24 protein-coding genes are annotated in these 24,078 nt (G+C 43.8%); 15 read left to right on the top strand and 9 right to left on the bottom strand.

Annotation, left to right across the window (positions count from 1 at the left end):
• Nucleotides 1–27 precede the first annotated feature (27 nt).
• Nucleotides 28–972 carry a DUF5417 domain-containing protein gene (locus JQN59_RS25280; protein WP_000778029.1) on the bottom strand — a complete coding sequence of 315 codons (945 nt, stop codon included), beginning with the start codon at nucleotides 970–972 and terminating at the stop codon, nucleotides 28–30.
• 510 nt (nucleotides 973–1,482) lie between these two features.
• On the opposite strand from JQN59_RS25280, the gene JQN59_RS25275 reads away from it, so the two are divergent.
• From JQN59_RS25275 to JQN59_RS25225, 11 genes are all read left to right on the top strand, one after another.
• Nucleotides 1,483–1,659 carry a hypothetical protein gene (locus tag JQN59_RS25275; RefSeq protein ID WP_001371930.1) on the top strand — a complete coding sequence of 59 codons (177 nt, stop codon included), beginning with the start codon at nucleotides 1,483–1,485 and terminating at the stop codon, nucleotides 1,657–1,659.
• A gap of 416 nt (nucleotides 1,660–2,075) precedes the next feature.
• Nucleotides 2,076–3,260 (top strand): hypothetical protein, encoded by a 1,185-nt coding sequence (locus tag JQN59_RS25270; protein WP_001272971.1) that lies wholly within the window; start codon nucleotides 2,076–2,078, stop codon nucleotides 3,258–3,260.
• A gap of 65 nt (nucleotides 3,261–3,325) precedes the next feature.
• Nucleotides 3,326–3,607, top strand: coding sequence for a hypothetical protein (locus JQN59_RS25265; RefSeq protein WP_000708863.1), 282 nt, complete (start codon nucleotides 3,326–3,328; stop codon nucleotides 3,605–3,607).
• Between the two features lie 314 nt (nucleotides 3,608–3,921).
• The gene (locus tag JQN59_RS25260) at nucleotides 3,922–4,623 is read left to right on the top strand and encodes a hypothetical protein (protein WP_000237191.1); all 702 of its coding nucleotides are present in this window, start codon (nucleotides 3,922–3,924) and stop codon (nucleotides 4,621–4,623) included.
• A gap of 134 nt (nucleotides 4,624–4,757) precedes the next feature.
• Nucleotides 4,758–5,054 carry a hypothetical protein gene (locus tag JQN59_RS25255; RefSeq protein ID WP_000856246.1) on the top strand — a complete coding sequence of 99 codons (297 nt, stop codon included), beginning with the start codon at nucleotides 4,758–4,760 and terminating at the stop codon, nucleotides 5,052–5,054.
• A 44-nt stretch (nucleotides 5,055–5,098) separates the two neighbouring features.
• Nucleotides 5,099–5,536 (top strand): hypothetical protein, encoded by a 438-nt coding sequence (locus tag JQN59_RS25250; RefSeq protein ID WP_000286108.1) that lies wholly within the window; start codon nucleotides 5,099–5,101, stop codon nucleotides 5,534–5,536.
• A 67-nt stretch (nucleotides 5,537–5,603) separates the two neighbouring features.
• Nucleotides 5,604–6,140: a hypothetical protein gene (locus tag JQN59_RS25245; protein ID WP_000800251.1), complete on the top strand. Its 537-nt coding sequence runs from the start codon at nucleotides 5,604–5,606 to the stop codon at nucleotides 6,138–6,140.
• 225 nt (nucleotides 6,141–6,365) lie between these two features.
• Nucleotides 6,366–6,734, top strand: coding sequence for a hypothetical protein (locus JQN59_RS25240; RefSeq protein WP_000537761.1), 369 nt, complete (start codon nucleotides 6,366–6,368; stop codon nucleotides 6,732–6,734).
• 432 nt (nucleotides 6,735–7,166) lie between these two features.
• Entirely contained in the window at nucleotides 7,167–7,466 is a 300-nt protein-coding gene (locus JQN59_RS25235) for a hypothetical protein (protein ID WP_000442693.1), read from the top strand.
• 356 nt (nucleotides 7,467–7,822) lie between these two features.
• Entirely contained in the window at nucleotides 7,823–8,107 is a 285-nt protein-coding gene (locus JQN59_RS25230; RefSeq protein WP_001091367.1) for a hypothetical protein, read from the top strand.
• 65 nt (nucleotides 8,108–8,172) lie between these two features.
• A complete protein-coding gene (locus tag JQN59_RS25225) occupies nucleotides 8,173–8,526 on the top strand; it encodes a hypothetical protein (protein ID WP_000210769.1) in 354 nt (117 codons plus the stop codon).
• A gap of 286 nt (nucleotides 8,527–8,812) precedes the next feature.
• On the opposite strand, the gene JQN59_RS25220 is transcribed toward JQN59_RS25225, so the two are convergent.
• The 8 genes from JQN59_RS25220 to mobI are packed head-to-tail and all read right to left on the bottom strand — an operon-like array spanning nucleotide 8,813 to nucleotide 18,955.
• Nucleotides 8,813–9,544, bottom strand: a complete 732-nt coding sequence (locus tag JQN59_RS25220) for a nuclease-related domain-containing protein (protein ID WP_000338612.1) — start codon at nucleotides 9,542–9,544, stop codon at nucleotides 8,813–8,815.
• Nucleotide 9,545: 1 nt separating this feature from the next.
• Complete coding sequence (locus JQN59_RS25215) at nucleotides 9,546–10,727, bottom strand: S49 family peptidase (RefSeq protein WP_000952985.1); 1,182 nt, start codon at nucleotides 10,725–10,727, stop codon at nucleotides 9,546–9,548.
• Between the two features lie 10 nt (nucleotides 10,728–10,737).
• The gene (locus JQN59_RS25210) at nucleotides 10,738–11,400 is read right to left on the bottom strand and encodes a DUF4400 domain-containing protein (RefSeq protein ID WP_000718549.1); all 663 of its coding nucleotides are present in this window, start codon (nucleotides 11,398–11,400) and stop codon (nucleotides 10,738–10,740) included.
• Nucleotides 11,387–12,496 (bottom strand): hypothetical protein, encoded by a 1,110-nt coding sequence (locus tag JQN59_RS25205; protein ID WP_000343600.1) that lies wholly within the window; start codon nucleotides 12,494–12,496, stop codon nucleotides 11,387–11,389. The genes JQN59_RS25210 and JQN59_RS25205 overlap by 14 nt, the downstream gene beginning before the upstream one ends.
• Nucleotides 12,496–14,580, bottom strand: coding sequence for a conjugative transfer system coupling protein TraD (traD, locus tag JQN59_RS25200; protein WP_001284073.1), 2,085 nt, complete (start codon nucleotides 14,578–14,580; stop codon nucleotides 12,496–12,498). Before traD ends, JQN59_RS25205 begins: the two co-directional genes overlap by 1 nt.
• Entirely contained in the window at nucleotides 14,580–17,726 is a 3,147-nt protein-coding gene (gene mobH / locus JQN59_RS25195; RefSeq protein ID WP_001011152.1) for a MobH family relaxase, read from the bottom strand. Before mobH ends, traD begins: the two co-directional genes overlap by 1 nt.
• A gap of 9 nt (nucleotides 17,727–17,735) precedes the next feature.
• A complete protein-coding gene (locus JQN59_RS25190) occupies nucleotides 17,736–18,473 on the bottom strand; it encodes a hypothetical protein (RefSeq protein WP_180260334.1) in 738 nt (245 codons plus the stop codon).
• Nucleotides 18,470–18,955: a conjugative transfer protein MobI(A/C) gene (mobI, locus tag JQN59_RS25185; protein ID WP_000071885.1), complete on the bottom strand. Its 486-nt coding sequence runs from the start codon at nucleotides 18,953–18,955 to the stop codon at nucleotides 18,470–18,472. Before mobI ends, JQN59_RS25190 begins: the two co-directional genes overlap by 4 nt.
• 759 nt (nucleotides 18,956–19,714) lie before the next feature.
• On the opposite strand from mobI, the gene JQN59_RS25180 reads away from it, so the two are divergent.
• The 4 genes from JQN59_RS25180 (at nucleotide 19,715) to trhH (ending at nucleotide 24,072) form a co-directional block, all read left to right on the top strand.
• A complete protein-coding gene (locus JQN59_RS25180; RefSeq protein WP_000004208.1) occupies nucleotides 19,715–20,515 on the top strand; it encodes a hypothetical protein in 801 nt (266 codons plus the stop codon).
• Between the two features lies 1 nt (nucleotide 20,516).
• Entirely contained in the window at nucleotides 20,517–21,029 is a 513-nt protein-coding gene (locus JQN59_RS25175; protein ID WP_001140952.1) for a hypothetical protein, read from the top strand.
• 591 nt (nucleotides 21,030–21,620) lie between these two features.
• Nucleotides 21,621–22,667 (top strand): thioredoxin family protein, encoded by a 1,047-nt coding sequence (locus JQN59_RS25170; RefSeq protein ID WP_094935607.1) that lies wholly within the window; start codon nucleotides 21,621–21,623, stop codon nucleotides 22,665–22,667.
• Nucleotides 22,657–24,072 carry an IncHI-type conjugal transfer protein TrhH gene (gene trhH / locus JQN59_RS25165; RefSeq protein ID WP_001257292.1) on the top strand — a complete coding sequence of 472 codons (1,416 nt, stop codon included), beginning with the start codon at nucleotides 22,657–22,659 and terminating at the stop codon, nucleotides 24,070–24,072. Before JQN59_RS25170 ends, trhH begins: the two co-directional genes overlap by 11 nt.
• Nucleotides 24,073–24,078: the final 6 nt, after the last annotated feature.

Below are 24,078 nucleotides of genomic sequence, written 5' to 3'. Positions count from 1 at the left end.
AGTAGAGCCGCAGGGGGTGTCGCTGGACTAACAGGTGCTCAGTGAGTCCCGCACTTCCTCATGACTGGTCATTTTCAGAAGAAGCTTTCCAGGGCAGCGTGGTTCCGCCTGTGAACGGGTGACGTCTTCGTTGATTGCCTGGATATGAGCAGATTCAACGGTCCGACGCTGTACGACATGGTTGCTCAGGTTGAATTCGCACTGGAGCCTTCTGGCATCAGAATCCGCGTTCATTGCAATACGTTCATCAAAGCGGCGGTTCATTCGCAGAGCCTCTTCGTGAGCTGCATCAACAAGGGTGCGTCTGGTGACATAGTCGTTACCAGCAAAAAACGATAGCTGAGCGTGTTCCGAAGAGTAGTCGGAGCTTCCCTTACAACGGGCAATCGCGGCTTCAGAGTGCAGGATTAATGAACTCAACCGTGAACAGACGTCATTGATGGTGCCGGTTTTCAGACAGTCGTGGATAAGTGTCCAGGCGGAAATGCTCAGCGGGCGGCTGGTGATCACATAGGGATTGTAATGATCAACCGTTACGATAGTACGCAGTGAATGAAGCGATTCGGACTGCGTACGTAAGTCACGGCGAACAGTACATGCCACCGAGGCAACATCTTTACATTCTTTGTCGGACATCGAGTCCAGTACGCGGATCTCCACCTCTGCCGCCTTTGAGGCGATATGCGCACTAATCTCACCCTTAAGACGTTTGTAGTCAGCCTTGAAGCTTCCCACGCTGTCAATATCGATCCAGTAACCACAGCTGTAACCAGCATTACCAAACTCGTCATCTTTCTCATAGTTCGGACAGCCGTCATTGCTCCAGCCAGCTTTTTCCAGCAGCTCGTCAATAGCGACCAGCTCAGCCATTGGTGCATGTTCGATAATGAAATAATGGACACGGCCCCAGGCATATGCGCGTGAACGGCCATCAACAGAAGTATCAGAAGTCGTCTGACGGGAAAGTTTCATGAGGTACTCCAGTTCTGCCCGGTACCGCCGGGGCGGTGGTGCGAAAGCCGCACCATGAATGACACTATGATCCTCCTAACTTCTATTGTCAATACAATTGAAGTGGCGTTGTATTTATTCATTATTTGGACCCGGCTCGTACGGAACGACCGTCGGGACTTGCCAATTATTCTGCGGTGAGCAGGGGGAAGGGAACATCCCACCGCTTGTTTCAAGATGTACAGCCAAGGAGGGCGCAGAATGCCTGACAGAATCATCGTGCAGCGGTAGCGAAAGACCTGACAAACGGGAAAAGTATCCTTTTATTCCAAAGCCAACCTCAGCTTTTAATGTCGCCAGTACGTTTCTTAAACATGCCAAATCGGTCTCTTATACGGCCGGATGGGCCCGATGAAAACGATAAAATGAGAAACAGAACCCGACACATCGCTGCTCTCTGGGAAAGCCGGTCAGCAGATGGAGCGCCAGGAACTAAATCCGCTGGTTTTAATAATGATTGAGGAGAACAAGATGAAAGATAACAAGACACGTCCTGTAGACTCGTATGCTCATGCTGATTTCATGGAGTCCGTCTTCAGCAACCTCAGGGCTTTCTGTGATGCGGAATGCCAGCGGCTAACTGCCGGTTATCCCCCAACTGTCAAACCAGAACAGCAAAGCACTGACGGCCAGCTGTCGGCGGCATAAATCATTACCTGCCAGTTCGTTCAAATTTCCGCTTCCTTAAGCCCGGGCCAAAAGCCCGGCTCAATCCAAAAACTGAACGTACCGGTTTACCTCTATATCTCCTCAATCCCCTGCGACTTACAAGAGACCCGCACCGGTTTAGCCATTCCTGTCCTGCCACTCTCTCATCACTGGCCCAGACAACCGGAAAAGTAACTTTTCTCTCCGACTCACCTTCTGAACCAGCTATTTTGCTTAAACGTAAAAACGGCCCACTGTTGTGAAGATTTAAAACGGACGGATCGAGTAGTATTGTCTCAGGAATTTTTTTTAAGAAAAGTTACTTTTTCTTCTGTGCAACCTATTAGAAAAAATGTCGAACCTGGTATTGTTGTGTTGTAGCGCAGTTAAACAACCAACCAAAAGAGAGAACAAAAATGTCCGCAATCGAAACTGAAGTAAAAAACAACAGCAACGAAATCAGCCTTCGTGGTTACCTGGAACGCACTGGTAACGGTGCCCGTAAAGGTAACGGCCTTATCATTGACCCTTCGGTTGTTGTAGAGCAGGAAGGCTTTAACACCCGCACGGCCGGTATGGGCGAGCTCTACTATTCAATGCCTCACGTTGTGGAACACCTGAACAGCCTGGCCGATGCCTACATGGAAGACCCGTTCAGCGTGACGCCTATCGTTGTTCAGATGGTTAATGGCGTACCTGTACTGCGTCAGGGGGCTTGCCGTATCCGTTCCATCGCTATTGCAAACCGCCAGCTGGAAGCAGAAGGGCGTGAACGCATTACTCGTATTCGCTGCGAAGAGTTTCGCGGTAGCGCTTCAAAAGCAGAACTCTTCACCCTGACCGGCAACTCCAACCTGGCGCTGTCTGTCGTAGCTGAAGCGCTTTCAATTAAGCGTCTTGTTGAAGATAAAGAAGAGCCTAAGACCTTTGCGGAACTGGCAAAAAAACGTGGTAAATCAGAGCAGCATCTTCGCCAGATGGTTCGCGTACTGGACCTGCCTTCTGAACTACAGACCATGCTTGTGAGCGATCAGGTGAGCATGTACGTTGCGCTGGACGAGTATATGTACAGCGGTGAGGATGCGGTAGATAACATCAACAAGGCGATCTCCATCTATGGTAAAGCGACGAAAAACACGCTGAAATTCGTCAAAGCTGCCAAGGTAGAAGAGCGCATGGCAGATCCGCAGACTCCGGAAAACTCCGGTGATGAGCAACCGGCAGGTAATGCTACCGTTAACACCCCGGTACCGGATCAACTGAATGATGAAAGCAATACAGAGACGCTGGTTACGCCACCGGTACAGGAACCAGCTCCGGCTCCAAAGGACAGCGCTCCTAAACAGAACCCGGCAGGTAAAGCACCATCCATGTCCAGCGTTCTGAACAAAAAGACCGTGACCGTCATTGCCGACACCGCGATCCCGATTTTTGAACGTATTGCTGAAGAAGCCAAGCTTAAAGAAGGTGAATCTGTCAGCACTGATACTTACACGCTTGTTCTGACCAATGATGAAATGAACGATATCATCAATGCTCATGCTGACCTGAAAGAGTACCTGCGTAAGCATGCTGAGAAGATGAATAAGGGACAGGCATGATTTTCTGACCGACCCCTCCATCCGGACGGGTCGGTAACTTTTTCAGGACAAGGGGAAACAGGGCAATGAAGAAGGCTTTTATCAACGTAGACAAGACTAACCCACTGCCAGTCCTGACGGATTCGGTGACCCGGGTAAGTATTCAGTGCACGGCAAAAGATGAAAACGGGGCAGGGATCGAAGTGAACATCCTCGACCTGATTCAGGATCATGATACGGATGAAGTGAAAGTGCAGTTTGGGAGCTCGCCTGTTCAGGCTCTGGCGATGCTCCGCCGGGTTATGACAGCACTGGAAAAGCAGGCAAATGCAGAACTGCAACAGAATTCCTGCTCGCGTATGCAGTAAACGGTAAAAGCAGAATGTTCCCTACTGGATAAACCCGGTGGACCTCACGGAGAGCAAGTCACCGAATGGTTCACTGTTAAGTGATATACATCCGGATTTATAAGGTTTTGCAGCATCCGAATAGGCAATAAATAGAATTATTTTGATTTATCTCAGCAAGGAAATGGAAAGCTACCAGATTTTAGGATAGCGAAATGCCTGTATCGCTACTCTGCTGAATTAGAAATGATTTTAAACGCAATGCATAATGATAGAATAGCAATGCCTTTAATTATTTGTCACGTCTGAATTATATGTAGACTTACGGAGAGGATATGGTAATTACTTATTCATTATCGGAAACGTTTAATATGTTTTTACGCGAGATTATTGCATCTGGACTTGCAGTTTTTTGCGCATGGTGCGTTTTGTGTCTTTTCTCTGATCAGGAACGAGGTAAAGAGGTTCCTGTTTCTATGAAAAAAATAACTTCAAAGTCAGCTTTCTCCTACTTTATCAGTTCTCAAATTGCCGCTTTTATTATCTCCTTGTTGGGTTCAATCTTAAGCACGAAATGGGACAACATCGTCTGGAATGATGAAATAAGACAGTTTTATCTGCATGTAGGATTTGGGCTGGTAGCTTGTGTATTCTGTCTGCTTGTAATCTTGCATGAGAAATTTATCAAAAGAAATTTAAATGTTTATTCTGGTTATTGTGGTTCACTGGCAGTTAGTCTCACAGGAATCTTTGTACTTTGTGCGTTATATCTGACATTTTCATTACCATTTCATTATGAAGAACGTCTACTTAATGATGCATCCTTGGTGGCTTCGGATGGCGTTGAAAATTCAGTCGTTTTTGCAGACGGTCGTTACTGGGTTTTTGAACTGGGCTTACCATATTTCAAACAGTCATTGCTCAAAGAGGTAAGAAGGGGCAGGTACCAGCTAATCTGCACTACAGAAAAAAAACCAACATGCTGGTCTGGCAAAAAACTTCCCGAAAAACCAACCTCTTTGAAAGCTAGTTCATAAAGATTTAAACTGCTCGCTTAAATCCACACTGGTCCAATTTTGAAAATTTATTGTGTTTTTAAAAGAAATTACAGTGTGGGTTATTAGCCAGTAGGTCGGAGTTTTATATAATACCCAAAAACACAGGAGGTATTATGAAAACCAATCTGGCCTATGCATCTAATTGCTCCGATTCTGTCTACTCCTATATTTATCAGGCACTGCAACAACGCTCTGGTGCCGAGAATGAAAGCCTTTATCAGCAGGCCATTTCCAGCTGCTGCACAGATAAACAAAAAAAGAAACTGGCCGGGTATTATGCCGGTCCATGGCAGCTGCTATTCAACGCGTGGTGTAACAATCGCGTCCCTAACACAGCGGTGCTGGCCCTTTTACTCCAGCAGTGCTTATCTCATTTCCAGTGCGAAGAAGTGATCGCAGCCTGGCAGTAACCCTATCAAGCCCCTTCGTATAGCGGAGGGGCAGGAGATATCTCATGTACAGAAACGACAGAAACGTGGATTCCTTCAACCTGGTTAATGCTCTTCAGCCGGTCTTTCGTAACACCGGCTGTGGGATGTTTGAATATGATCGTAAAAAGCAGAATGAAACCGCTGATTCAATCTTACGAGCGTTGGCGTTAAATGCCGATTTCGCGAGGGCCTTAAAACAGTACGTCCGGATTAATTCTGTACGACGGGTTGTTCAGTTCGATGACGGCTCGGTTCGCTATGGTATTCATGCCGAATTTGAAGGGCATAATAAAATTAATTCCTTCCGTATTTTTAAAGATGAAGATACAGACGCATTTGACTCCTATTTTTATTCGGTTTGCGATAATAAAGCTGAGCTGGTGGATTTTAAAATGGACTCTCTCGATATTCAATTGCAGGCAGTTTTTGAAAAGGTGACAGGTATTTTTCTGTCACATTAAATATTCAAATTTTCAATCCTCGGGCTGATAGACAAAAAACGCACTTTAGAATATAGATGAGATGAATATGAAAAACGTAAATATTTTGGATACCGATATTGCGGCCATTAATGCTCTTTCTGGCGTAGAACTGACTGACTTTCTCACTGCCGGGTATCAGGTAAACTGGTTAGGAGAAAGGGAGGTTTCGCTGGTGGGCTTTCCGTGTTTAGCAAGCAACAAGCAGCCGGTAGAAGTTGGTCCCGGCATTTTCATTAATCGCGTGTACAGCAGAGACAGCCAGTCTCTGAGCGGGAAATTGCGCTATGACCTGTCTAATGGTCTGGCAACGAGTGCATTTTCATTTTTCTCCCAGTCAGGCTGGTATGGGGGATTCCGTGTCGTATCTTTCCGTGACAACGGGCCAGCTGCGTTAATCAACATTGGTATTGTCCATGAGAATGTTTTGAATGCATTTTGTGCTGACTTCCCCCGGGCCAATGTGAGCGTAACCCGTTTTCATTGTGGCATGACGCTTGAGCAGATCCGAATGTTCATTTCAGACACTGCTTACGATATGCCGCTTTATAACAACGAGTCTGACTTTCGCAGGCTCGCCAGTTAGCATGGAGGCTGACTTCAGTGCTTACGCCTAAAAGCCGGTGAGCGAGGTGGCGGAACCGGTTGGCTTCGCCCAGTCTTACTTACTTCTCTCAAGGTACTGCGCTGCAAGCGTACGTAAAAAAAGTAAGTAGCTAAATGGCGTGAGCGATTAGTTCTATACGGGAAGAAGTCATAGTATTCTGAAATGATAGTTATCTCATACGAACGATAGTAATGGAGTTTCTTAATGGGCGTTGATATCTGCTGGCGATTTCAAAGGGAAGAAAAGCCTGGTAAATGGATTAATTTATCAAGCAATTATAAAGGGGACCGATCATATCTCCACTTTGCCTGGCTCGGATTTGATGTAGATCGTGAAAGGGCGAGCACATCAGCAGTTTTTATCCACGCATTACGCGGATTACCTGATGATATACCGTCCGAAGATGATGATTTATTCGGTGAACATTCATACTCATGGCTGACTTCGGAAGAAATTTTGTCAGCCATACCACCCGATAACGCCGGAGAGGTGATCCAGGAATTTGTCGAAGAAGTAAAGCGTCTCCACGTGGAGAACGGCAGCGTCCGTTTCGTCTTTGGATTTGAAGGGTAACCCGTAAGAAAGTAGCTATCTTACCCGGCTAGGTCTCCAATCTCTCAGATGCTCAAAGAGGGCCGGGCATGGTGCCCACACATCCCCTACCATTCCGATTTGATATTCGTCTAATACACCCTTTAAAGAAAACAAGCAGACGGCAATGAGACGTCGGATTAGCGTCAGCAAATATGAGACGTCAGTAGTCGATGTTTGTCCTGCGGAACGTGAATCTGTTTACAAGGGGTAAAGCCGTACCATCCATGAGGGCTCAGAGAGCCGGGGTCTCCTCCAGATCACTGGAAGTTATTGACTCTGGCAGGCCTATCCCTATGACTTTTTCCCGGATGGCAAATTAAGAGCGAACAGGGCCAAATTAGTACTCTTTTCTAAACGGAAATACTGAATCACCCTGATATAACTGGTCTCTCACAAGACAGGAGATCATCAATGGAACGTGTAATATTTTCAGTAATCTTTTTTATGATGCTGGGCGTACCTTTTTACCTTCTTTATAAAATTGCCCGGGACATTTTTGGTACCGCCGGTGCTGGTGAGCCTGCACAATTGCCTCAGGGCAAGCAAAGACGCTCAGGAGGCGCTGGTTCGGGTTCGATCTGGCAAGGACACCATCTACAGGGGAGCAGCCATTTGAACCCCCTCGGAGGTGATTGTAATGGTGAAAATAGCATAGCTGGTGGTTGTGATGGTGGCGGTGGAGGAGGTGACGGAGGTGGTGGTGGTGACTGATAGCCTGCAACTTTAACTATCAGGATGAAACCTATGTCCAGCAACCGGAAAAAGAATTCATTTCAACCGAAAAGCCCTGCCTTAAAGTGAAGCGTATTAAACGTGAAGGATGCTGAATTAGAGGGTATCGGTTTTATACTGAAGCGTAACTGGAAGAAGGATCTGAAATTAACTATTACGGAAAAGTAACTTTCTGACTCACCACGTACGCCCCTCGGTTATGCCATACAGTTTGATACGAAAACAGATCAGTAAGTAGATTGCTATACGCCGGAGAGAAGTCTATTTTTCATGCACCGAACCTGTTTGGCCTGCAATGGAAGCAGGTATAATAATCACATACAAAGGAGGGCATTATGAATACATTTTTATACGTGCTTTTGGCCTGGATTGTTGTGCTTTTTATCGCCAACAAACTGCTCGCAAGACGTAAGCCCAATACGGTTAAAATCCTGGTACAGCGCAACGGGAAAGCCGCAGAGGTTGATGCTGTAGTGGTTCAGGGTTCAAAGAGAGCTAACAACAGTTCTGTTGCGGACAGCGACGCGGTAGATAGTTATTTTGAAATGAATCCTTACTCCCGCGAAAACCAGGCGAATGGTTGGGCTATGCTGGCCAGAGACGATGACCAGCTTAAATAATCAGTTGAGTGTGATGTGTAAAGCAGCTTAAAACTCTAAATGGACGAACAGGGGAGGTGACAAAGATGACAACCAATACAACAACGACCACCTACCGCTCAGAAGAAATCGTGCCGTTCAGACGGCCCAAAGGGGATCTGGATAGTCGGTATATGCCTCAGGTGTATGCAATGGTGCGGAACTGGGCAAGTAACCCTGCTCAATATGGTGAGGGTGTACTGGCCTCCTACCGCCAACCGGCAGTAAACCTTGCCTACCAGGTAAAAGGAACTCGTGTTGTTTTAATTCTGGTACCAGTAGAGTGCGAGCCACCTGGAGTGATAATGACGGAAACAGTCCTGTGGCCGTCACTATCACTTGTAGAAGTCTTGCAGACCTTGCAGGAGGCCTGGCAAAATATTCCGGCGTTAAACCCCTGACGACTTCTGTCAATATCACCGGCTAGTGATTTACCTCTCTGCTGGTGGTCAGCCCGCCTAAGTTCAAATTATCTCTTTCTAAATTAGCCCGGATAAAAATCGGTCCCTCTAAAATAGCCTGCCCTGAGTAGGCTACGTCATACAAAGCGTTGGCCAGTCACCAGCTGGCTGGTGGCCATAATGCTCCACAGGATAAACCGTATCAGAACTACGCAAAGAAAAAGCCCCAACAATTTACCGATGGGGCCTTTTGCAGACATTTTACAGCCTTACCAATGATAGAGCGCTAAGGCTTCTGCTTAGTGAACAGACTTGCCCACAGATAATGGATAAAGTTGAGCAGAATGTATGTTACTCGTTGCTCGAATTTCATCGGGGCTTTGTACTTTGTCGTTATGTTATGAATATGAGTAAGGTCCGTATAGAGCCCTGGCGACTTCCTTGTTGACTTCAACACCGAACAGATGTGCTGAACAGACTCCGGTGTGAACAACCGTAGCCCTCGTCGTTGTTTGACTTTATGGATAAAATCGTCCATCCCCATACATAACCATTCCGGCTTGATGCCATCAAACTTACAACGTCCGTTTATGATGACGACATTGATACATTCCAGTTCTCTAGCCTTAAGAGCAGACTGAATAGCCCTGATGTGCCCCTGGTTTTGCTTAAACGGGTTCTGCAACTTGAGGGTTCGGGACTGAGTCCATTTCCGCCAGTGGCTTTCCTCCAGAGTACCGTAGAGCTTGCCTACGTAGTTTTTCTGCTCTATGACGTATATACCATGTGGGGCTACGAGAATGTGATCAACCTGCGTAGTGCTATGAGCCGACAACTGAAAGGTGAGATCACTAAGTAGCCCCTGAGCTTCTTCAGGAAGCCCAGATTCAATTGCCTTTGCAGTCCGCCGTTCCGCTATGGCAGAGGTCATAAATCCCAACAGACACAGCAACACGACGAAAATAAGGATAATGAAAGCTACCCCCGTAATGCTCCACAGCAGATTGAAAGCATCCATGTTACCTCACAGAGGGGTAGCTGGTGGCATTAACAGATTCTACTAAGCGGGTAGTGGTACCGGTAAGGCTCTCAATATTTGAAGACAGGCTCATCAGCATGCCGAGTGCAGAACGGAGATTACGATGAGGCTCATTGTAGTTTTTGAACGTGTCAGTGGAGTACATTTTTGAAAGACGTGTACGGATCTCTACTGACGTAAGATCTCCATCCACCAGGCCGTACTTAACTGCCTGAGGTGTTGGCCATACACGGCCTGAATAGAGAGAAACAGCATCGGCATCATGACGCGAGAGAAGCTTTTTACCCCGTCCAAGTTCAACATCAGTTATAAATTTTTCATGCATCGTGTTCAGGATCTCCTTCTGCATGAACTCCCTCGTTGAATCGGACAATGGGTGGAAGGGGTCAAGAGCATCTTTGAACTCACCGGCCGTAAGGGGCTCATTCTTGACGCCTACTGTGCTCATGATCTCTGACAGATTCCAGTGGTCCATACGCACACCGATAGAACCGATCAGGGCATTACTGTCGGCATAAATTGCATCAGCGGGCGATACCGCGTAATAGCATGCGGATGCGCATATGCCTTTCACACTAACGATGATTGGTTTATATGAGTCTGCGATATCAGAGAAAAAACGACCGGTACCGCTGGAGAGTACTTCGAGGGAGTTTTGCTTCGACCGTGCTTCATCGCCACGTTCTGTGCTCCCGGTTTTGTTACTCTTGTCAGCGGCTACAGATGAAAGAGAGCCACCGGCATCTGATACGCGTTCAATCTGTGGCTGGTGGTTTTTAAGCGCGTTTATCTGGCGGTAAATAATGATGGCGTCAGAGGGACCACCACCACCTGACTCTGCCTCGATAATAACTGCTTTGGCATGGGGATTATTGTAAGCTTTGGCAAGAGCTGTTGCGATCACTGTTCCATCGCCCGTTTCCGAGCCGGTACCCATCTCGCCAGAAATCCGTATTACAGCTATATGGTCTTTCTTCCCTTCAGCGTCCTGCCATTGTTCGTAAAGATTGTAGAAAGAAAACCCTACAGCGGTCATGGCAATTAGCGACATAGCAACTTTTGCCGTGGTATGAATGCGAAACATCTTATAAAAACGGTCAGCGTTATCATTGAGCGATTCTTTGATATTTGTAGGGGACTTCCTTTTTTTACTGCTTAACATCTGACCACCTTTACATGAGTTTTTGAAAGTTAGACCACAAGCGATTCAATGCAATTCCCAGTATCAATAAAGCGACTGGTGGGAAAAGTTGAGCGATATTGTTAAATAGTGACATATTTGGCATGACCAGGTAGACCATCGTTAAAGCACTGATCACCCAAAATGCTCGAAACCAAATACGATAAAACTGAACTGTAACCTTACCAAATACGTACCTCTTCAATTTCCACTGGTACATTCCATCTGCTAGCATGGCAAATAGATAGGGCAGAAAAACGATTAGCCACCCCAGGATTAAGTTCCACCGGAAAATGGACTGATAAAGTAAGAGGGGTATGTTTTTGGCCATAGTGTAATTAATAGAGGTAAATTTTTCAGCAACAATGTTAATACCTCTGGCTGGTTTTTTGGTGTCAGGGATCAGAATAGTATTCAGATAGTCAATTAACTTATAGTCATGTACCAACCAATTTAAAGTCGCTTCACTATTTGCAATGACAGACTTCCAACGGTCATTTGATATGATGGACCGGCTTGCATTAACCTCCTGAGTAATCTGATATTTGAGCTCCTCAGTATTCTGGAAAGCCAAGCTGTAACCAAAATAAATGACCATGCCAAAAAAAAGCATTGTTCTGAGCACTGCTGCCCTGCTTGTATTATCCGCAGCCATTGCTTTCCCTCCATTCACGAAAAAGAGCTAGCCTCTGATCGTGATTGCAATAGTTGTTACGCCACATCGTCGGGATACCCAGGAGCCAGTGGTACTGTTTAGGTATGATTTGGTCGATGAGGCTTAACTCCGCCAGTTCTTTATGCTCTGCGCTTTTCCACTCGATCTGTCCCACATCAGGAACAAATACAGCGGTCCTTGCTTTTGCGGCCTGGCGGGAAAATTCTATAAAGTTGATGCCCCACGGCGTCCAGTATCTGTACTGCTCGTTTAGGCCGATGTTAAACACCGGCAGAGAAAGAGTTGAGTCGGCAAAAGCCGAAATCACATTTTTGCAGACTCTTGGACTATCTATTTTTTCCTGTTCGGTTTTGAGATGAGTCAGCAGTGCACGGTCAATAATGCTGTTAAAGGTGTTTGTATAAAGGCCATTAGGGTCAGGAAGCTGATCTATGGCAGTAATGATTTTAAATTTTAACCGAGAAAGAAAGGGAGAGTCCTCAATAGTAACTATATGACTATGTGTTGTTTCTGGATGAATCTGGGGTTTGATGCGCTGTACTTGTTTAAAAGAGACACTACCTGGCAAATTAATGAATGCGCCCACCGTGCGTGTTAAATCGACGAAATAAGGCAAAAGATAACAACCAAGCATACGGGCATTCTTTTTTACAAGATCACACCGTACGTCATTGTTATCGAAAGAAATACGGAAACTAACGAATTTACGTTCAGGACCTTCGCTGGTGGTCAGTGATTGAATCCATTCATGGCATGATCCTTGTGGTACCGACCAGTAGCTGGTTTCACGGTCCCCAAAGGGATCAGTCGTGATCAACTCTCCCTTTAAAAGGAAAAGCTCAGACAGGGTATTTGCCATGGAGAATAGGGAATCGATATCGTTGCTCTGACAAAATTTTCCCAAATGATGAAACGCGTTTTTTTCTATCATAGTTAGCCGATCTCGAACTTCCTGAGAATCTGCGTACTTTAAACCCAAAGACTGAAAGCGCCTTTTTACGAGCGAGCGACATTTGCTGACTTTTAGTGCAGAGCTTAAAATTTGCTGGCGCGTCAGGACAATTTTTTCATCCATCAATGCAACTTCCTTAGAAATTTATTAAGATTTTTGATATCGAGATTTTGACGCAAAGTAACTTTTCCGGCCTTCTTGAAAAGCATTTCCGACAGAGTTGTGTTTGGCTTCATTTGTTTCTCAGCAACAGCAATAGGGATTTGGCCTACAACCTTCCTGCCATCTTGAAGCCTGGCAACTATGTGAAACATAGGGACCTGACCCAAGAGATCCTTTGGAATACTCTCTTCTAAAGTTGTCTGCTTTCTTTCTGAGATTGAACCTGAGAAGTTATTATGCGGCAAAGATGTTTCTGAACCGGTCGTATAAGTGACCATATTTGTGCTTATCGCACTCTTACCAAAGTTCTCTACAACAAGCGTCTGAGTAGGAGTATCGTTGACTCGCAAGCTTATATAATTGTTGCAGAGCCCCGTAATTCGATTGGCAGTTTCAACACTTGCCGCAGCAATAAAGTCGGAGATGGTTTGGGTGCAAATAAACAGTGCAATTTTCGCTGCACGACCCTGCGCCAGAAGGTTAATCATAGGGTTGTTAATGGCTGAGTGTGCCTCATCAACAAAAATACTTATCCTGGAATTAGCTGACATATCACCATCTTGAGCGTTGTAGCGACTACCGGCACAGGAGGTCAGATCTGACATTATTAATTGAGAAATAGCAGCTGCTGTATCGGGGTTTGAAAGGCCATCAAGCGAAATGTATAGCACCCCGCCAGTGCTGAACATCCCTTCGCTTGTTACAATTTCTCTTGATGATACTGAGTTCGGGTTAGGAGATAAAAGCTCATTTAAAGGTTTTTCAATGAGCATATCGAAAACAGGCATAATACCTGCGGTCATTTTAGCCATATGCTCTGGGTCGGACATTGAGTAATCAATAAGCTGGGAAACAGTATCTAACCAGTCTATTTGTTCGGACCCCTCGTAATTCATGAAATGAGCCGTAAACCATTCAGCGAGACGCTTGAAACGTACCGGCAAGGTATCGTTAGCGACGTACTTAACTTTTTCGGTCCAGACATCGTAACCATAATATCTCGCGTAACATGACTCCATTACCTTGACTGTAAGATTCACAATAGACATGTGGCTTTTCATGTTCTTGTGAATCAGATAAATAGAAGGCTTTTTCTCTATGTAAGAAAGCCCGGAAATCACATTGGAAACGAGAGCCTTGGCATACTGAACGAATGGGTTAACCTCACCGGGAACTGTCACCAAGCTCAAAAGACGAGATGTTAGGTCAGAAACATTAGTATAGGTGTTGCAGACATCAATACAGACCGAAGATGCTGGCTGGCCAGGATGAAATTTATAGAAAGGAAGACCGAGGGTCTTAGCCTCTTCCATTAGAGATTCTCGCCACTCTGCATCGTTCTTTGGATCTATGACAACAACAACATGACCAAGATGAAGCATGCTAATGCTTAGTAAACGCTGTAGCACCGTTTTCCCGGTACCCACGTTTCCGGTTATCAGAGTATGACCAAACCAATTGTCTTCAGTTACAAATATGGGTTCCCTACGTTCCACAGCAAAAATTGCATTGCTGCCGCCCATCTTACGAGCCATTGCGTCAAAATGTCTCTTAATTGGGTTGAAGACGAATGGCAACTCGATCTCACGTTTATCACTGGAGAGGTTAGCTATTTGATATGCCCGATCCGCATGTTCCGGACCCCACTCAAACCCATCACAAAAATAGGACTTTCGCTCGGGTATATCCTTATTTTTATTTTGATAATCCTGAACCAGTTGACGATACTTTCGCTCATTGGAGAAAAAGTTACTTTTGTTAATTACACGCAGTGAATCAAGACTAACGAACATGAAATGTCGCTTGAATACACGCCAATGAGCCATCAAAAATGGCGCTGCTGTTTTGCAACGATAAAGGCACAGCAAAAAAAGCAATATTGAGGTGAACAGAACTATTGGGGCGATGTCCAGTCCGTCTGAAGAAAGTCCCATATAAAGCATAGAAACCGAACAAATCAAAAGTATTGAGGCACTACGATACTCAAGAATAGGCCGATAAAAATTCTCTTGTGCATGGAGGTTAGTCCTCTTCGAATCTGACATTATAGGTTCCCAGCCTCTTTCAGGTTATTGATAATTCGTTCAATGTCCACTTTCGCCCGGTCTGATGCGGCCAGCAAAGTAGGCATGTTAAATGCATGGCATTTTGTATTGATCACAGCACCAGAATTAACGAGGTACTGAGGAAGCTTATTGAAAAGATCTTGAGCCTCTAACTGCGACCCAAATTTTTCCACGCAAGATTGGGTCAGATAGAGAGTATTAGGAGTACTTACCATAAATCTGTTTTTGCGCTTTCTTTTAAACGCCACCTCCATTTTGGACAGAATTTGATGCAGTACTAACGCAATTTCTACAAATTCAAGCTCTGTAACGTCACCTTCGCTTATAAGCGAGAATTCACCATTTTGGTCTGATTCAGTAGATGCAAAGACTTTACTGTTCAGATTGTGACCAGAAACAGGTGATGCTGGTTTTTGTACTTCTGCTTTGTCCGATGATTTATTCCGGTTGCGCTTGGGATTTTGTTTTTCTACCGGTGCTGTTGGGGCGAACAGTCTGGCCAGTGCTGGCGAAAGATGATGCCCCTTAGCGTCTGTGGGCGCATGCTCTCCATTTGATTCTTCAAGTACAGGAGGTAAGGCGGGCTCTTCACTTGCCATCACACTGGTTGCGGCTGCTTCGGTCTGGGAATACACAACTTCAGCTGGTGGTGGGCAGTTACCCTCAGTATCTGGTTCTGAGTTTTCTTGTCCTACAGAAACATCCATAGAGCGTTCATTCGTACCCTGGGGATCAGCGTTCTGTTCTCGGTTAAGTTCTGGTAATTCTGACGGCTCGGAGAGAAGCTTTTCATTATGGACCGAAGAGCTTGTTGCACAACTACCGACTTCTGGCCGAGAAACACTAAGCTGTGAGAAATCGGTATAATCAATGATCTCATGCTCTTCATCTTCTTTCTCAAAAAGATGTTGATAATGTTCATATTCCACAGCCTCAGTTTTCAGCGGACCAGTCGCGGATGCACTATCGGTTCCATGATATTCCACGTCGCCAGAATGTTCTTCGACTGCATTTACACGTGGGGGAGGCAGCTCAAGCGTTTGCTTTGGACGTGGGGCAGAGTTTTCAACAGAAGACTCATCATTAATCACTAATGCCTGATACATAGAAGTATTGAAAAGTGACTTTAAAGTTGTTGGCCTTCTTGGCTCATGATAGGTGAGCTGGAACCCGGCGCAGTTATCGCCGAGCTGGACTAAACGCAGATCGTCAATGTCCCTTACTATCCACATTCCATCGAGAGAGCCTTCTCTGAATGTCAGTTGGAAATAGGGCTCTTCACTGAATGCTTTTTCATCTAATCCCGGCAGCAATGCCATAGTGGTATCTATGTTGAGGTAGGGGACAGCATCAACACACACTATATAGTCATTGGAAAGTGGAGCGCTTAAAAGGAGTTCATGAAGTTGGTTGACCAGGACATGGGATTCCGTGTCCTTTGCCGATTCATCTTCACTTTCTTCTATATCAGGAATGACAGGATCAGCTGCTTCCTCACCCTCAGATTTAACTATCTGCGTGTCATTATCAATTTCATTATCACTTTCGGCTTTCTTCTCAAAATCGTCGGATGAGCCTTCATTTTTCTTAGAATGTATATCAACATCAATAGAGGCAGAGGAGCGGCCTAAATCATTAACCTTAAGAACAGCCGTCTCAACAGTATCAGTAATTTTAGTTATAACGTCCCGACCGGGCACTGGTCTTCTGTATTCAGTAACTGTTTTTTGCTCGTCAATGTAAATAAAGTCTTTATTGGCATTAACGCTAAAAAGACCCGGCACTGAGTCAGGGATTTTATAGGAATCAAAGATTAAACCAATCCACCTTAGCTTAAGAAGGTTATAGAATTCTAGTTTCCCTATCCCATTTCTAAAGATGTTTGATATTTCGTTTTCCGAATAGATACCCGGAATGAAGTAGTGAACGACACGCTCATCATCATAGGGCTCGACGTAACCACGTTGAACTAGGGATTCTACCAATACGGTCTTACCAGCCTCTCCCTGAGGGAAGTTATATTTATGTAATTCGAAATCATTGAGAACAAAATCAAGGAATGCGTTCTCGTTAAGGTATACCTCACCATTTACGATAATGATGTGCATAGGCTTAGCATTGTAATTGTTGATATTGATACTGGTAAAGTTGTGCTTGATGGTACTAATGGCCCTTGCTGCTGCATCATTAGAACGCAGACCCATGATAGGGTCACGTAAAACATTAAGGTCTGTACCAGTAGAATAGAAATCAGCGGTCCTCACGCATTTAGACAAAAAGTCATTCCCATCAGTATAAACGTTTAGGGCGGTGATCATTTTTGAATAAACACGTTCTTTATTTACCCGATCCAAAAATGCAAGACATACCGGGTTTAGGATTCGCTCAAGGAAAACGCTGGACCAGATATTATGTTGATTATGAATACGCTTTCGCCAGTGGATTTCGTATTCAACCACGTCATTTTCACGTGCCCAGTCAAGAAGACTTTGTGAGCTTGGCGTCCAAATGATCGGACTAGCTAAATTCAGGCTTACAATGTCGAGATCGTAAACCTTTCCGGCATCATGGACTAAACCACAGATAAACGCAGCATAGAGATATACTTTTCTACGGACTACTTCTTCATCTTGATATCCGATTGGTCTCAGTTCTGAGTGATGCGCATTTTTTAAAGAGAGTATGGCCACTTCCAGGCTGTGAGAAAGTAACCCACCAATACCATTATGATGATGATTTTCGGAAGCTGGCAAAAGATGTATCCAGCGAACATATTCAACCAAGGGCTTTAAAACTAAATTAGTAAATGTATATGCATCGTCCCTGATGTCGCTATCGCTGATAGCTAACATCATTGAAATTGAGTGCAGCTTTTCCCGATACAGAGACAGGATTGACTGTTCATTAAATGTCTGTATGCCCGTCGGACGAGTTGGATACTCGATGAATTTCAGGACTTCTGGATTTGGATGATCAGGAACAGTGTACTTCTGATCTCCTAGAATCTGCGCAAAAGGAGAGAGGCTTGATATATCCTCAATCATTACAGAGGTTGCATCATTCTCCTGAGATGAGAATATCCCCAAAATCCGTTTAATACATAAATACAGCGCCCTGAAATTCATCATCATACCTTATCGACGTTTGCCTGACAGTTCGGCTGCAATGTATGCCTGCACACTTTTATATTGCATTACTTTGGTGATGAACTCTGCTGGACTGTATGGCCCATCCTTACGGCGAGAAACATTCAGAGTCTTTTTCACATTCTCAACATATAAATTAATACTCTTTATAATGTTGTGAGACATAACCGGATAGTCGCTTACAGCCAGTAAACCCAATGAGTTGTACTCATACATTGTGTTCATGAGCTGGTTCATCTCGAAGATGTACTTGTAAAACCTTATGGTGTTGTGGTTATTGAAGTTGAGTTGTACTGGTTCAAAACTGAAAGGTACAAACTGAGTTGATGACATGAATGAGTCATTCTTGTCGAACTCAATTGACTTAATATAAGCAACAAGATTTTCTTTCATCTTATTGTTTTCTTCATGCAGCTCGTTGAACCAATCCTGAATAGCCTGAACAAGGTCAGGATGTTTAACTGCATCAACCGTTTTAAAGAGAGAGGAAATAGCGATACTCACATCATCAAAACCTCTGATGACTGCTCCATTTCTGGCAGTTAAAAACCGGTTAAAGTCTGGGGTGCCGGGGTTAATAATAACTTTGGCCATACCCTGGTGCTCTGGTCTACGTTGAGTAGAAGTTTGAGCGTTTACGCCTTGCTTTTTATTTGAACCTTTTACCATTACATCTTTTGGTTCAATGTTAATACGCTCATTGTCCGTGATAATTGCGTCGTTCATTGTGCCACCTTAGTTTTTGAGTATTGACGGATTTTTCGTCCAAGTTCGATATATGCTGAATGATAGAGCTCAAGCATTTCTCTGTAAGGCTCCAGCAATGCTTCCGTTTCAGAAATCATTTCGTATTCCCAGCTGGCATGGTTTACAAAACAGTTCTTAGAATATTTTCCACTTTTCATTGGTTGCACCCGTTTTGACATGTGGCTAGGCGCTCTTGTTTTATAAGGGCTGAACTGATGCCAAGTGATCGTTACTTTTCTGGCATTACCAATTAGCTCAACTTTTGGTGCGTAAGAACCCAGGTACTCCCTCTTTGGAACTTTGCTATGTCGGGTAAGGTTAATCTCTTGGTGGTTTCGTTCCTTCCACTTGATCCAGTATTTTGTAATGAGATCTTCAGCCTCAACACGCAAACCTTCAATCTGAGCACGTAAATTTTTACGTGTTAGCTCTATAGAACTTATAAGATTTGAATTACTCATGACGCCTCCTGATGTGAAATTACTATACCGGAGGAAATTTCCGTTTTTTTTCACGAACAGAAGATTTTTGAATGCTCTTTGATGAGGGAATTGAACAGATGTAATGCACTCGCTGTTTCCCCCATTCGGGAGGGGCCTTCAGAAACAGTAACAGCGAGTTTAGCCTCACTTCCATCGCTACCCCCTAAAGTTACTTTTGACAGAATGACCATTGTGGATTATTGCTTTTGATAATGTGCATTGCTCTATTAAAGTTATACATATATCTAGTGCCACTTTTCCAAAAAAAATGACCCTATGGAACTTTGTCCATAGTGACACTTTTATAAAAAGTGACCCTATGACGACATTACATAGGGTCACTTTTCAAACATAAGTGACCCTATGTGAGGCATTCATAGGGTCACTTTTCTTTGTTTAGTGATCCTATGTAAGCATGAGGTTGATGAAAAGTAAAAATGTCAGTTTATGACGGTCAGTGAAAGACGTCGTTATTCTAATCCAACGTTGGGAGGGGCTGGATTTAGGTTTTTTTTTAATCGCTTCACATTTCGTTAGCATGCGCAGGAATTTTTGATAAAATTCTGGTTAGTTTGGTTAAAAAGTGTTACAAGTAAGCGGTGTGGTTGAAGGGATAGATTTAAGGCTTATTCAAGCCTTAAGAAAATACTAAAAGTTACTTTTCACCCTACCGAACACCTAACAAAAAATCCATGTTGAAGATTTGAACAATTGTAATGGCGCAAGGACAATCAGCACATGTCAGAATCTGATAATTTAACTCGTAGCTTACTCGGTAAACTTTTCCGCACTGAGATTTCGCTTATTCGTAGTTACCGTGCATTTTTAATGTTATTGCCTGTGCATGGATCTTCTGCATATCAAACTGGGACTCCTCTTCTCCAGCGTCGCCTATTTGGGAAAGGATTTAGTACAGCCGCTGATTTAGCTTTTGAAGTGGAAACACGTCCAGGTAGTTTTTTGGTTCCGCGTACACTCGGAAAGGAAATTACATGGGAGAGGTTTTTTTCTGCGGTCTTGGACGGTGATTCCAATGTAATTCGTGAATATGATACAAATGATATTGACTATGGTATTTACGATGCCGGTGAAAAAGTGACTTTTCTGAATGGTACAGTGGATATCTATAATCCCAAGAAGATTCATGAGTTGCGTTCTAAATGTGTTGATATACAGAATGACTACTTTATGCAGGTGTTCTTTATCTCAATGCTCGCACCAGAGTTTGTAAGTATTTTCTTTGGTTTAAAACCAACTACAGCTGATGCTATTAAAGACATTGGTTATTCATCGTTAAAAACAATTAACGATGTCGTTCTTTTCCCACGTACAATTGCTTTCTCACAAGGGCATATTGAAGAGAGTGTTTCACTTAAAACGAAAGTTTTTGCCTGGGCTTATGAATTGTCTGCTGACATCCGGTTAGGAAAAGTTAGTGATGATTTGATGGAACTATTACGTTATGACACTATGTTCACCAGTCACCGTCAGGATGTGTTCAACACTTTAACAAATAAAGTTATGTTAAAGGATTATTGATATGGCAAAGGTCGATCAAACAAAAGCTAATGCTCTATTGCGAGCAGCAAGAACTATGTCGCTTGGGGCAAATAAAAATACAATACGAATTTTGTACGGTAATCATGTTGCTGAAAATATCGATTTTGAGCCTGGTGCAAAAACAAAACTCAAAAAAGGTATCCGGGGCTGGAGCAAACGCACAGATAACCGCCGAGCCTTTTCTGCTGTTATTGATGTCGCAGTTAACTATTTTGGTTTTGATCCAATAAATCCGGAAGCGAGTTTTCGGCAAATTGACTTCAACCGAATAATGAGTGTCCTTCATAATCTGGGATACTTTGTATGCGCACCGGAAGTTAATAAAATAATAGAAATCCTTACTTCTATGAAAGAAATTGAAGAACTAGGTGCCTGCGAAAAATGTAAACGCCCATACATTGTGCCAGTGACAAATGATGCTCATTGTCCACGTTGCAGATTATCTTCAACTGCTTCAGCCATAGAGAGGTATTCTCAAGAAGAATTAGATTAAATTTAAAAAAGATATCGCGAAACTTGCCTTGTCTGAATCTAAATATTGACTTAAGTCAAATTCTGTTGTTTGCTTTACAATCAAATATTAGTTACAACTTAAATATCAACTCTTGACAAGTAAAGATATAATTTGATTTTTCTTTATTCAGTTTTTCTTCGTTCCAAAAATGTGCACCTTTTTTTCTGTTGAAAACGTAAAACTACTTAGGTTCTCAAAACCTTCTATGCATGACGACTTCTTAATCGCTTTCAATTAATATATTTTATATTCTTGTCTAAGTTCGCTTCTTTGATCCTTAGCTATTCCTTTTTTGAAATATAGAAACAGCATTACTTGTGATGATTTTTTTCAGCTCTAAATACACCTGTTTTCAAAGCAATATTTGCTTTTAGATATTCGATAAAACCATGTTTTTGTTACACCGGATTTTTGACAACGTGCAAGATGGATGATCTTTCCATCACCGAGACTATCTTCTTAGTCAGCACTCCTTTTCCGTCCTTTTCAACATAAAAACGACCATGCTATACGAGCTCTAACCTTTTTTTTGTATGCCATCATAACCGCATCAGAAAAGGAGAACGGTCTATGACTCGTATTGCATTAGCGCCTTCAAAGATGGTTTTGCTTATGTCTTTGGTAATTACTGGTGCCCACGCCAGCCCTGAGCAACCCCTAATAAAAGATACGCCCTTTGTATCTGGCCAGGCTTATAAGAAGGGTTTCTTCTGGTATGACGATCCTGCTAAAAAAAGCGAAGCTGAACAAGAAGAGGTTTTGCCACCAACCGGTGCTGCTAGCTCGCCTTCAAAAGAGGAAATGGTAGATTTAAATTCAAAATGGCTAAAAGAGAATATGCCTCGACTGTTAACGCAGGCAATGGATAACCCTACCGCAGAAAATCTATCACGTTATTACACGGCGCAAAGGTTAATGCTGGATATCAGTACGCGTTTTTCTGACAAATCAAAAGATTATTTTCTTAAAAACCCGATGATGTCTGAAAAACGCAGGCAACCAGTGGAAAAGGTGGCACTGGATGCTCACCGCACTGTTGTTGAAAAAAATCAGCAAACGGTAATGAAAGATATCTTTACTAAGTCAGGTTTATTTTTCTTTTTCCAGAGTACTTGCCAGTTTTGCCACGAAGAAAGCCAAATACTTCAATTTATGCAGAACTATTATTCGGTAGATATTCTTCCAATCAGTATGGATGGAAGGCCATTGCATAATGGCCTTTTTCAGGATTTTAACATCCCCAACGCACAAATTATTGATCAATTTAAAATTCGAGAGGTACCTACAATTTTCCTGGTTTCAAAGGATGGGACATCAGCTCAGCGCATTAGTGAAGGCATGATCTCCGCTGATGAATTAAAGAACACTATTATACTTGCCGCGAAGGGCATGAATCTGATCGATGACGCTTCGTTCCAGTCAACTCTAGATATTAAAAGGCAATATACCATCGGCGATGATGGCGTTATTACCGTTAATAAATCCGAAATGGAATCAGACCCATTCCTACTTCAAAAAATAATGGACCAAAAACTCGAAGGCTATGACATGCCTACGGCCGATCCGGTCAATTATCTCAATGCTGGCGGCAGTTTTGGAGGCACTTATGCGCAGTAATGCCGTTTTCAACTTCAAAAAGTTACTTTTGTCTCTTTCTGTTTGTGCTGCAATTTTAGCCCCGACTGCAAATGCAGACAACGCAATGCGTAACATTTTCAATGGCATGATGACGTCTACCAGCCCGGCCACCTTTTCCACAGCAACCCGTACAGGCATAGTTGGCGGGTCAATGTCTTACCGAACAACAAACGTTAATACCAACCTTGTTTCCATGTCGTTTCCAAAAGCTTCTGTCGGTTGTAACGGTATTGACGTTTTTCTTGGGTCCTTCAGCATGATCAACGGGGACCAGCTTGTGCAGGTGGCCCGTGGTATTGCCCAGGGTGCGGCTATCTATGCTTTTAACGTTGCTGTTTCAGCTATTTGTGCTGACTGTGCTGCAACGATTAATGACATCCAAAACAAACTGCAAGCGCTAAATAAATTTGCGAAAGATTCATGCAATGCAACTTACTCTTTCCTTTCTGAAAACGTGGGTACGCCAAGCCAGTTCGCTAACTCAGTTAGCTCTGGACCAGCCTCAATTCTGGGATCGATTAATGGTCTTATTCCTGATTTTGGCTCATCGATGACAAAGTCACCTGAAGCTGTCACTTCTCAGGTTAAAGCAAAGGATCCCGAAGAGTTCGCTGAAAAATTCAGTGGTAACCTCTTCTATATGTCGTTCATGGATATTGATAAGGGAACGATGAACATCGGAGGGGTAACGGAGTTATCCGGTTATAAACTGGCAGAACAACTTATGTCTCTCGTAGGTACTGTCATTATCAACTGGGATAGCAAAGGCGAAAAAGCGGGAATGGAAGTCCGCCCGTCTACCATGACTGTCACGGATTACATCATGGGGCCACCAGCTGGCGGATCAATTAAAATGCTCAAGTGTTCTCCGGCACCAGATCCATCATCCCCACGAAAGGCTCAGTGCCTTGTCATGTCAGAAGTTAATGACGGTGGTTTTAAGGGATTGAAGGATACCATTTCTGATCTTCTTTTAAACGTACAGAAAAAAATCATCAACGACGTTCGTGTTTCAGATGATGAATTACGCATTATCTCCTATATCGGCATCCCGACCATTATCGACTCTTTGCAAACATTCGAAGCACCGGAAGGGTACGCATACATTCAGGACATCAGCACTATTGCTGCGACGAGCCTCGTAATCAACATGTTGCGCCAGGTTGAGGCCAAAATTTCAACCATGAGCATACCGAGTGAGTCGCTGTCGGGTAAAAGGGATGATCTCAACCGATTAACAGACAATCTCTCAAAACAGGTTAAAGCCGCCTATGAGCTATCGCACAGCCAGGTCGGTACCAGCTCGGACGTCATTTCAACCTGGGATAACCGTCGCCTGCAACGGAAGGCTTTCACTGAAAGTATTCGTGGCACACGTAACTGAGGTCTG

The organism is Citrobacter sp. B72, assembly GCF_016894305.1.
GTDB classification, from domain to species: domain Bacteria; phylum Pseudomonadota; class Gammaproteobacteria; order Enterobacterales; family Enterobacteriaceae; genus Citrobacter; species Citrobacter portucalensis.
This window is presented reverse-complemented; position numbering and strand designations above follow the sequence as displayed.

Excerpts from the sequence above, each read along its gene's own strand:
- JQN59_RS25225 (WP_000210769.1), top strand. The coding sequence starts at position 8,173 with ATGACAACCAATACAACAACGACCACCTACCGCTCAGAAGAAATCGTG.
- JQN59_RS25180 (WP_000004208.1), top strand. The coding sequence starts at position 19,715 with ATGTCAGAATCTGATAATTTAACTCGTAGCTTACTCGGTAAACTTTTC.
- JQN59_RS25175 (WP_001140952.1), top strand. The coding sequence starts at position 20,517 with ATGGCAAAGGTCGATCAAACAAAAGCTAATGCTCTATTGCGAGCAGCA.
- JQN59_RS25250 (WP_000286108.1), top strand. The coding sequence starts at position 5,099 with ATGTACAGAAACGACAGAAACGTGGATTCCTTCAACCTGGTTAATGCT.
- mobI (WP_000071885.1), bottom strand. The coding sequence starts at position 18,955 with ATGAGTAATTCAAATCTTATAAGTTCTATAGAGCTAACACGTAAAAAT.
- traD (WP_001284073.1), bottom strand. The coding sequence starts at position 14,580 with ATGTCAGATTCGAAGAGGACTAACCTCCATGCACAAGAGAATTTTTAT.
- JQN59_RS25260 (WP_000237191.1), top strand. The coding sequence starts at position 3,922 with ATGGTAATTACTTATTCATTATCGGAAACGTTTAATATGTTTTTACGC.
- JQN59_RS25270 (WP_001272971.1), top strand. The coding sequence starts at position 2,076 with ATGTCCGCAATCGAAACTGAAGTAAAAAACAACAGCAACGAAATCAGC.
- JQN59_RS25235 (WP_000442693.1), top strand. The coding sequence starts at position 7,167 with ATGGAACGTGTAATATTTTCAGTAATCTTTTTTATGATGCTGGGCGTA.
- JQN59_RS25205 (WP_000343600.1), bottom strand. The coding sequence starts at position 12,496 with ATGGATGAAAAAATTGTCCTGACGCGCCAGCAAATTTTAAGCTCTGCA.
- JQN59_RS25240 (WP_000537761.1), top strand. The coding sequence starts at position 6,366 with ATGGGCGTTGATATCTGCTGGCGATTTCAAAGGGAAGAAAAGCCTGGT.
- JQN59_RS25245 (WP_000800251.1), top strand. The coding sequence starts at position 5,604 with ATGAAAAACGTAAATATTTTGGATACCGATATTGCGGCCATTAATGCT.
- JQN59_RS25275 (WP_001371930.1), top strand. The coding sequence starts at position 1,483 with ATGAAAGATAACAAGACACGTCCTGTAGACTCGTATGCTCATGCTGAT.
- mobH (WP_001011152.1), bottom strand. The coding sequence starts at position 17,726 with ATGAATTTCAGGGCGCTGTATTTATGTATTAAACGGATTTTGGGGATA.
- JQN59_RS25220 (WP_000338612.1), bottom strand. The coding sequence starts at position 9,544 with ATGGATGCTTTCAATCTGCTGTGGAGCATTACGGGGGTAGCTTTCATT.
- JQN59_RS25190 (WP_180260334.1), bottom strand. The coding sequence starts at position 18,473 with ATGAACGACGCAATTATCACGGACAATGAGCGTATTAACATTGAACCA.
- JQN59_RS25215 (WP_000952985.1), bottom strand. The coding sequence starts at position 10,727 with ATGTTAAGCAGTAAAAAAAGGAAGTCCCCTACAAATATCAAAGAATCG.
- JQN59_RS25255 (WP_000856246.1), top strand. The coding sequence starts at position 4,758 with ATGAAAACCAATCTGGCCTATGCATCTAATTGCTCCGATTCTGTCTAC.
- trhH (WP_001257292.1), top strand. The coding sequence starts at position 22,657 with ATGCGCAGTAATGCCGTTTTCAACTTCAAAAAGTTACTTTTGTCTCTT.
- JQN59_RS25280 (WP_000778029.1), bottom strand. The coding sequence starts at position 972 with ATGAAACTTTCCCGTCAGACGACTTCTGATACTTCTGTTGATGGCCGT.
- JQN59_RS25230 (WP_001091367.1), top strand. The coding sequence starts at position 7,823 with ATGAATACATTTTTATACGTGCTTTTGGCCTGGATTGTTGTGCTTTTT.
- JQN59_RS25170 (WP_094935607.1), top strand. The coding sequence starts at position 21,621 with ATGACTCGTATTGCATTAGCGCCTTCAAAGATGGTTTTGCTTATGTCT.
- JQN59_RS25210 (WP_000718549.1), bottom strand. The coding sequence starts at position 11,400 with ATGGCTGCGGATAATACAAGCAGGGCAGCAGTGCTCAGAACAATGCTT.
- JQN59_RS25265 (WP_000708863.1), top strand. The coding sequence starts at position 3,326 with ATGAAGAAGGCTTTTATCAACGTAGACAAGACTAACCCACTGCCAGTC.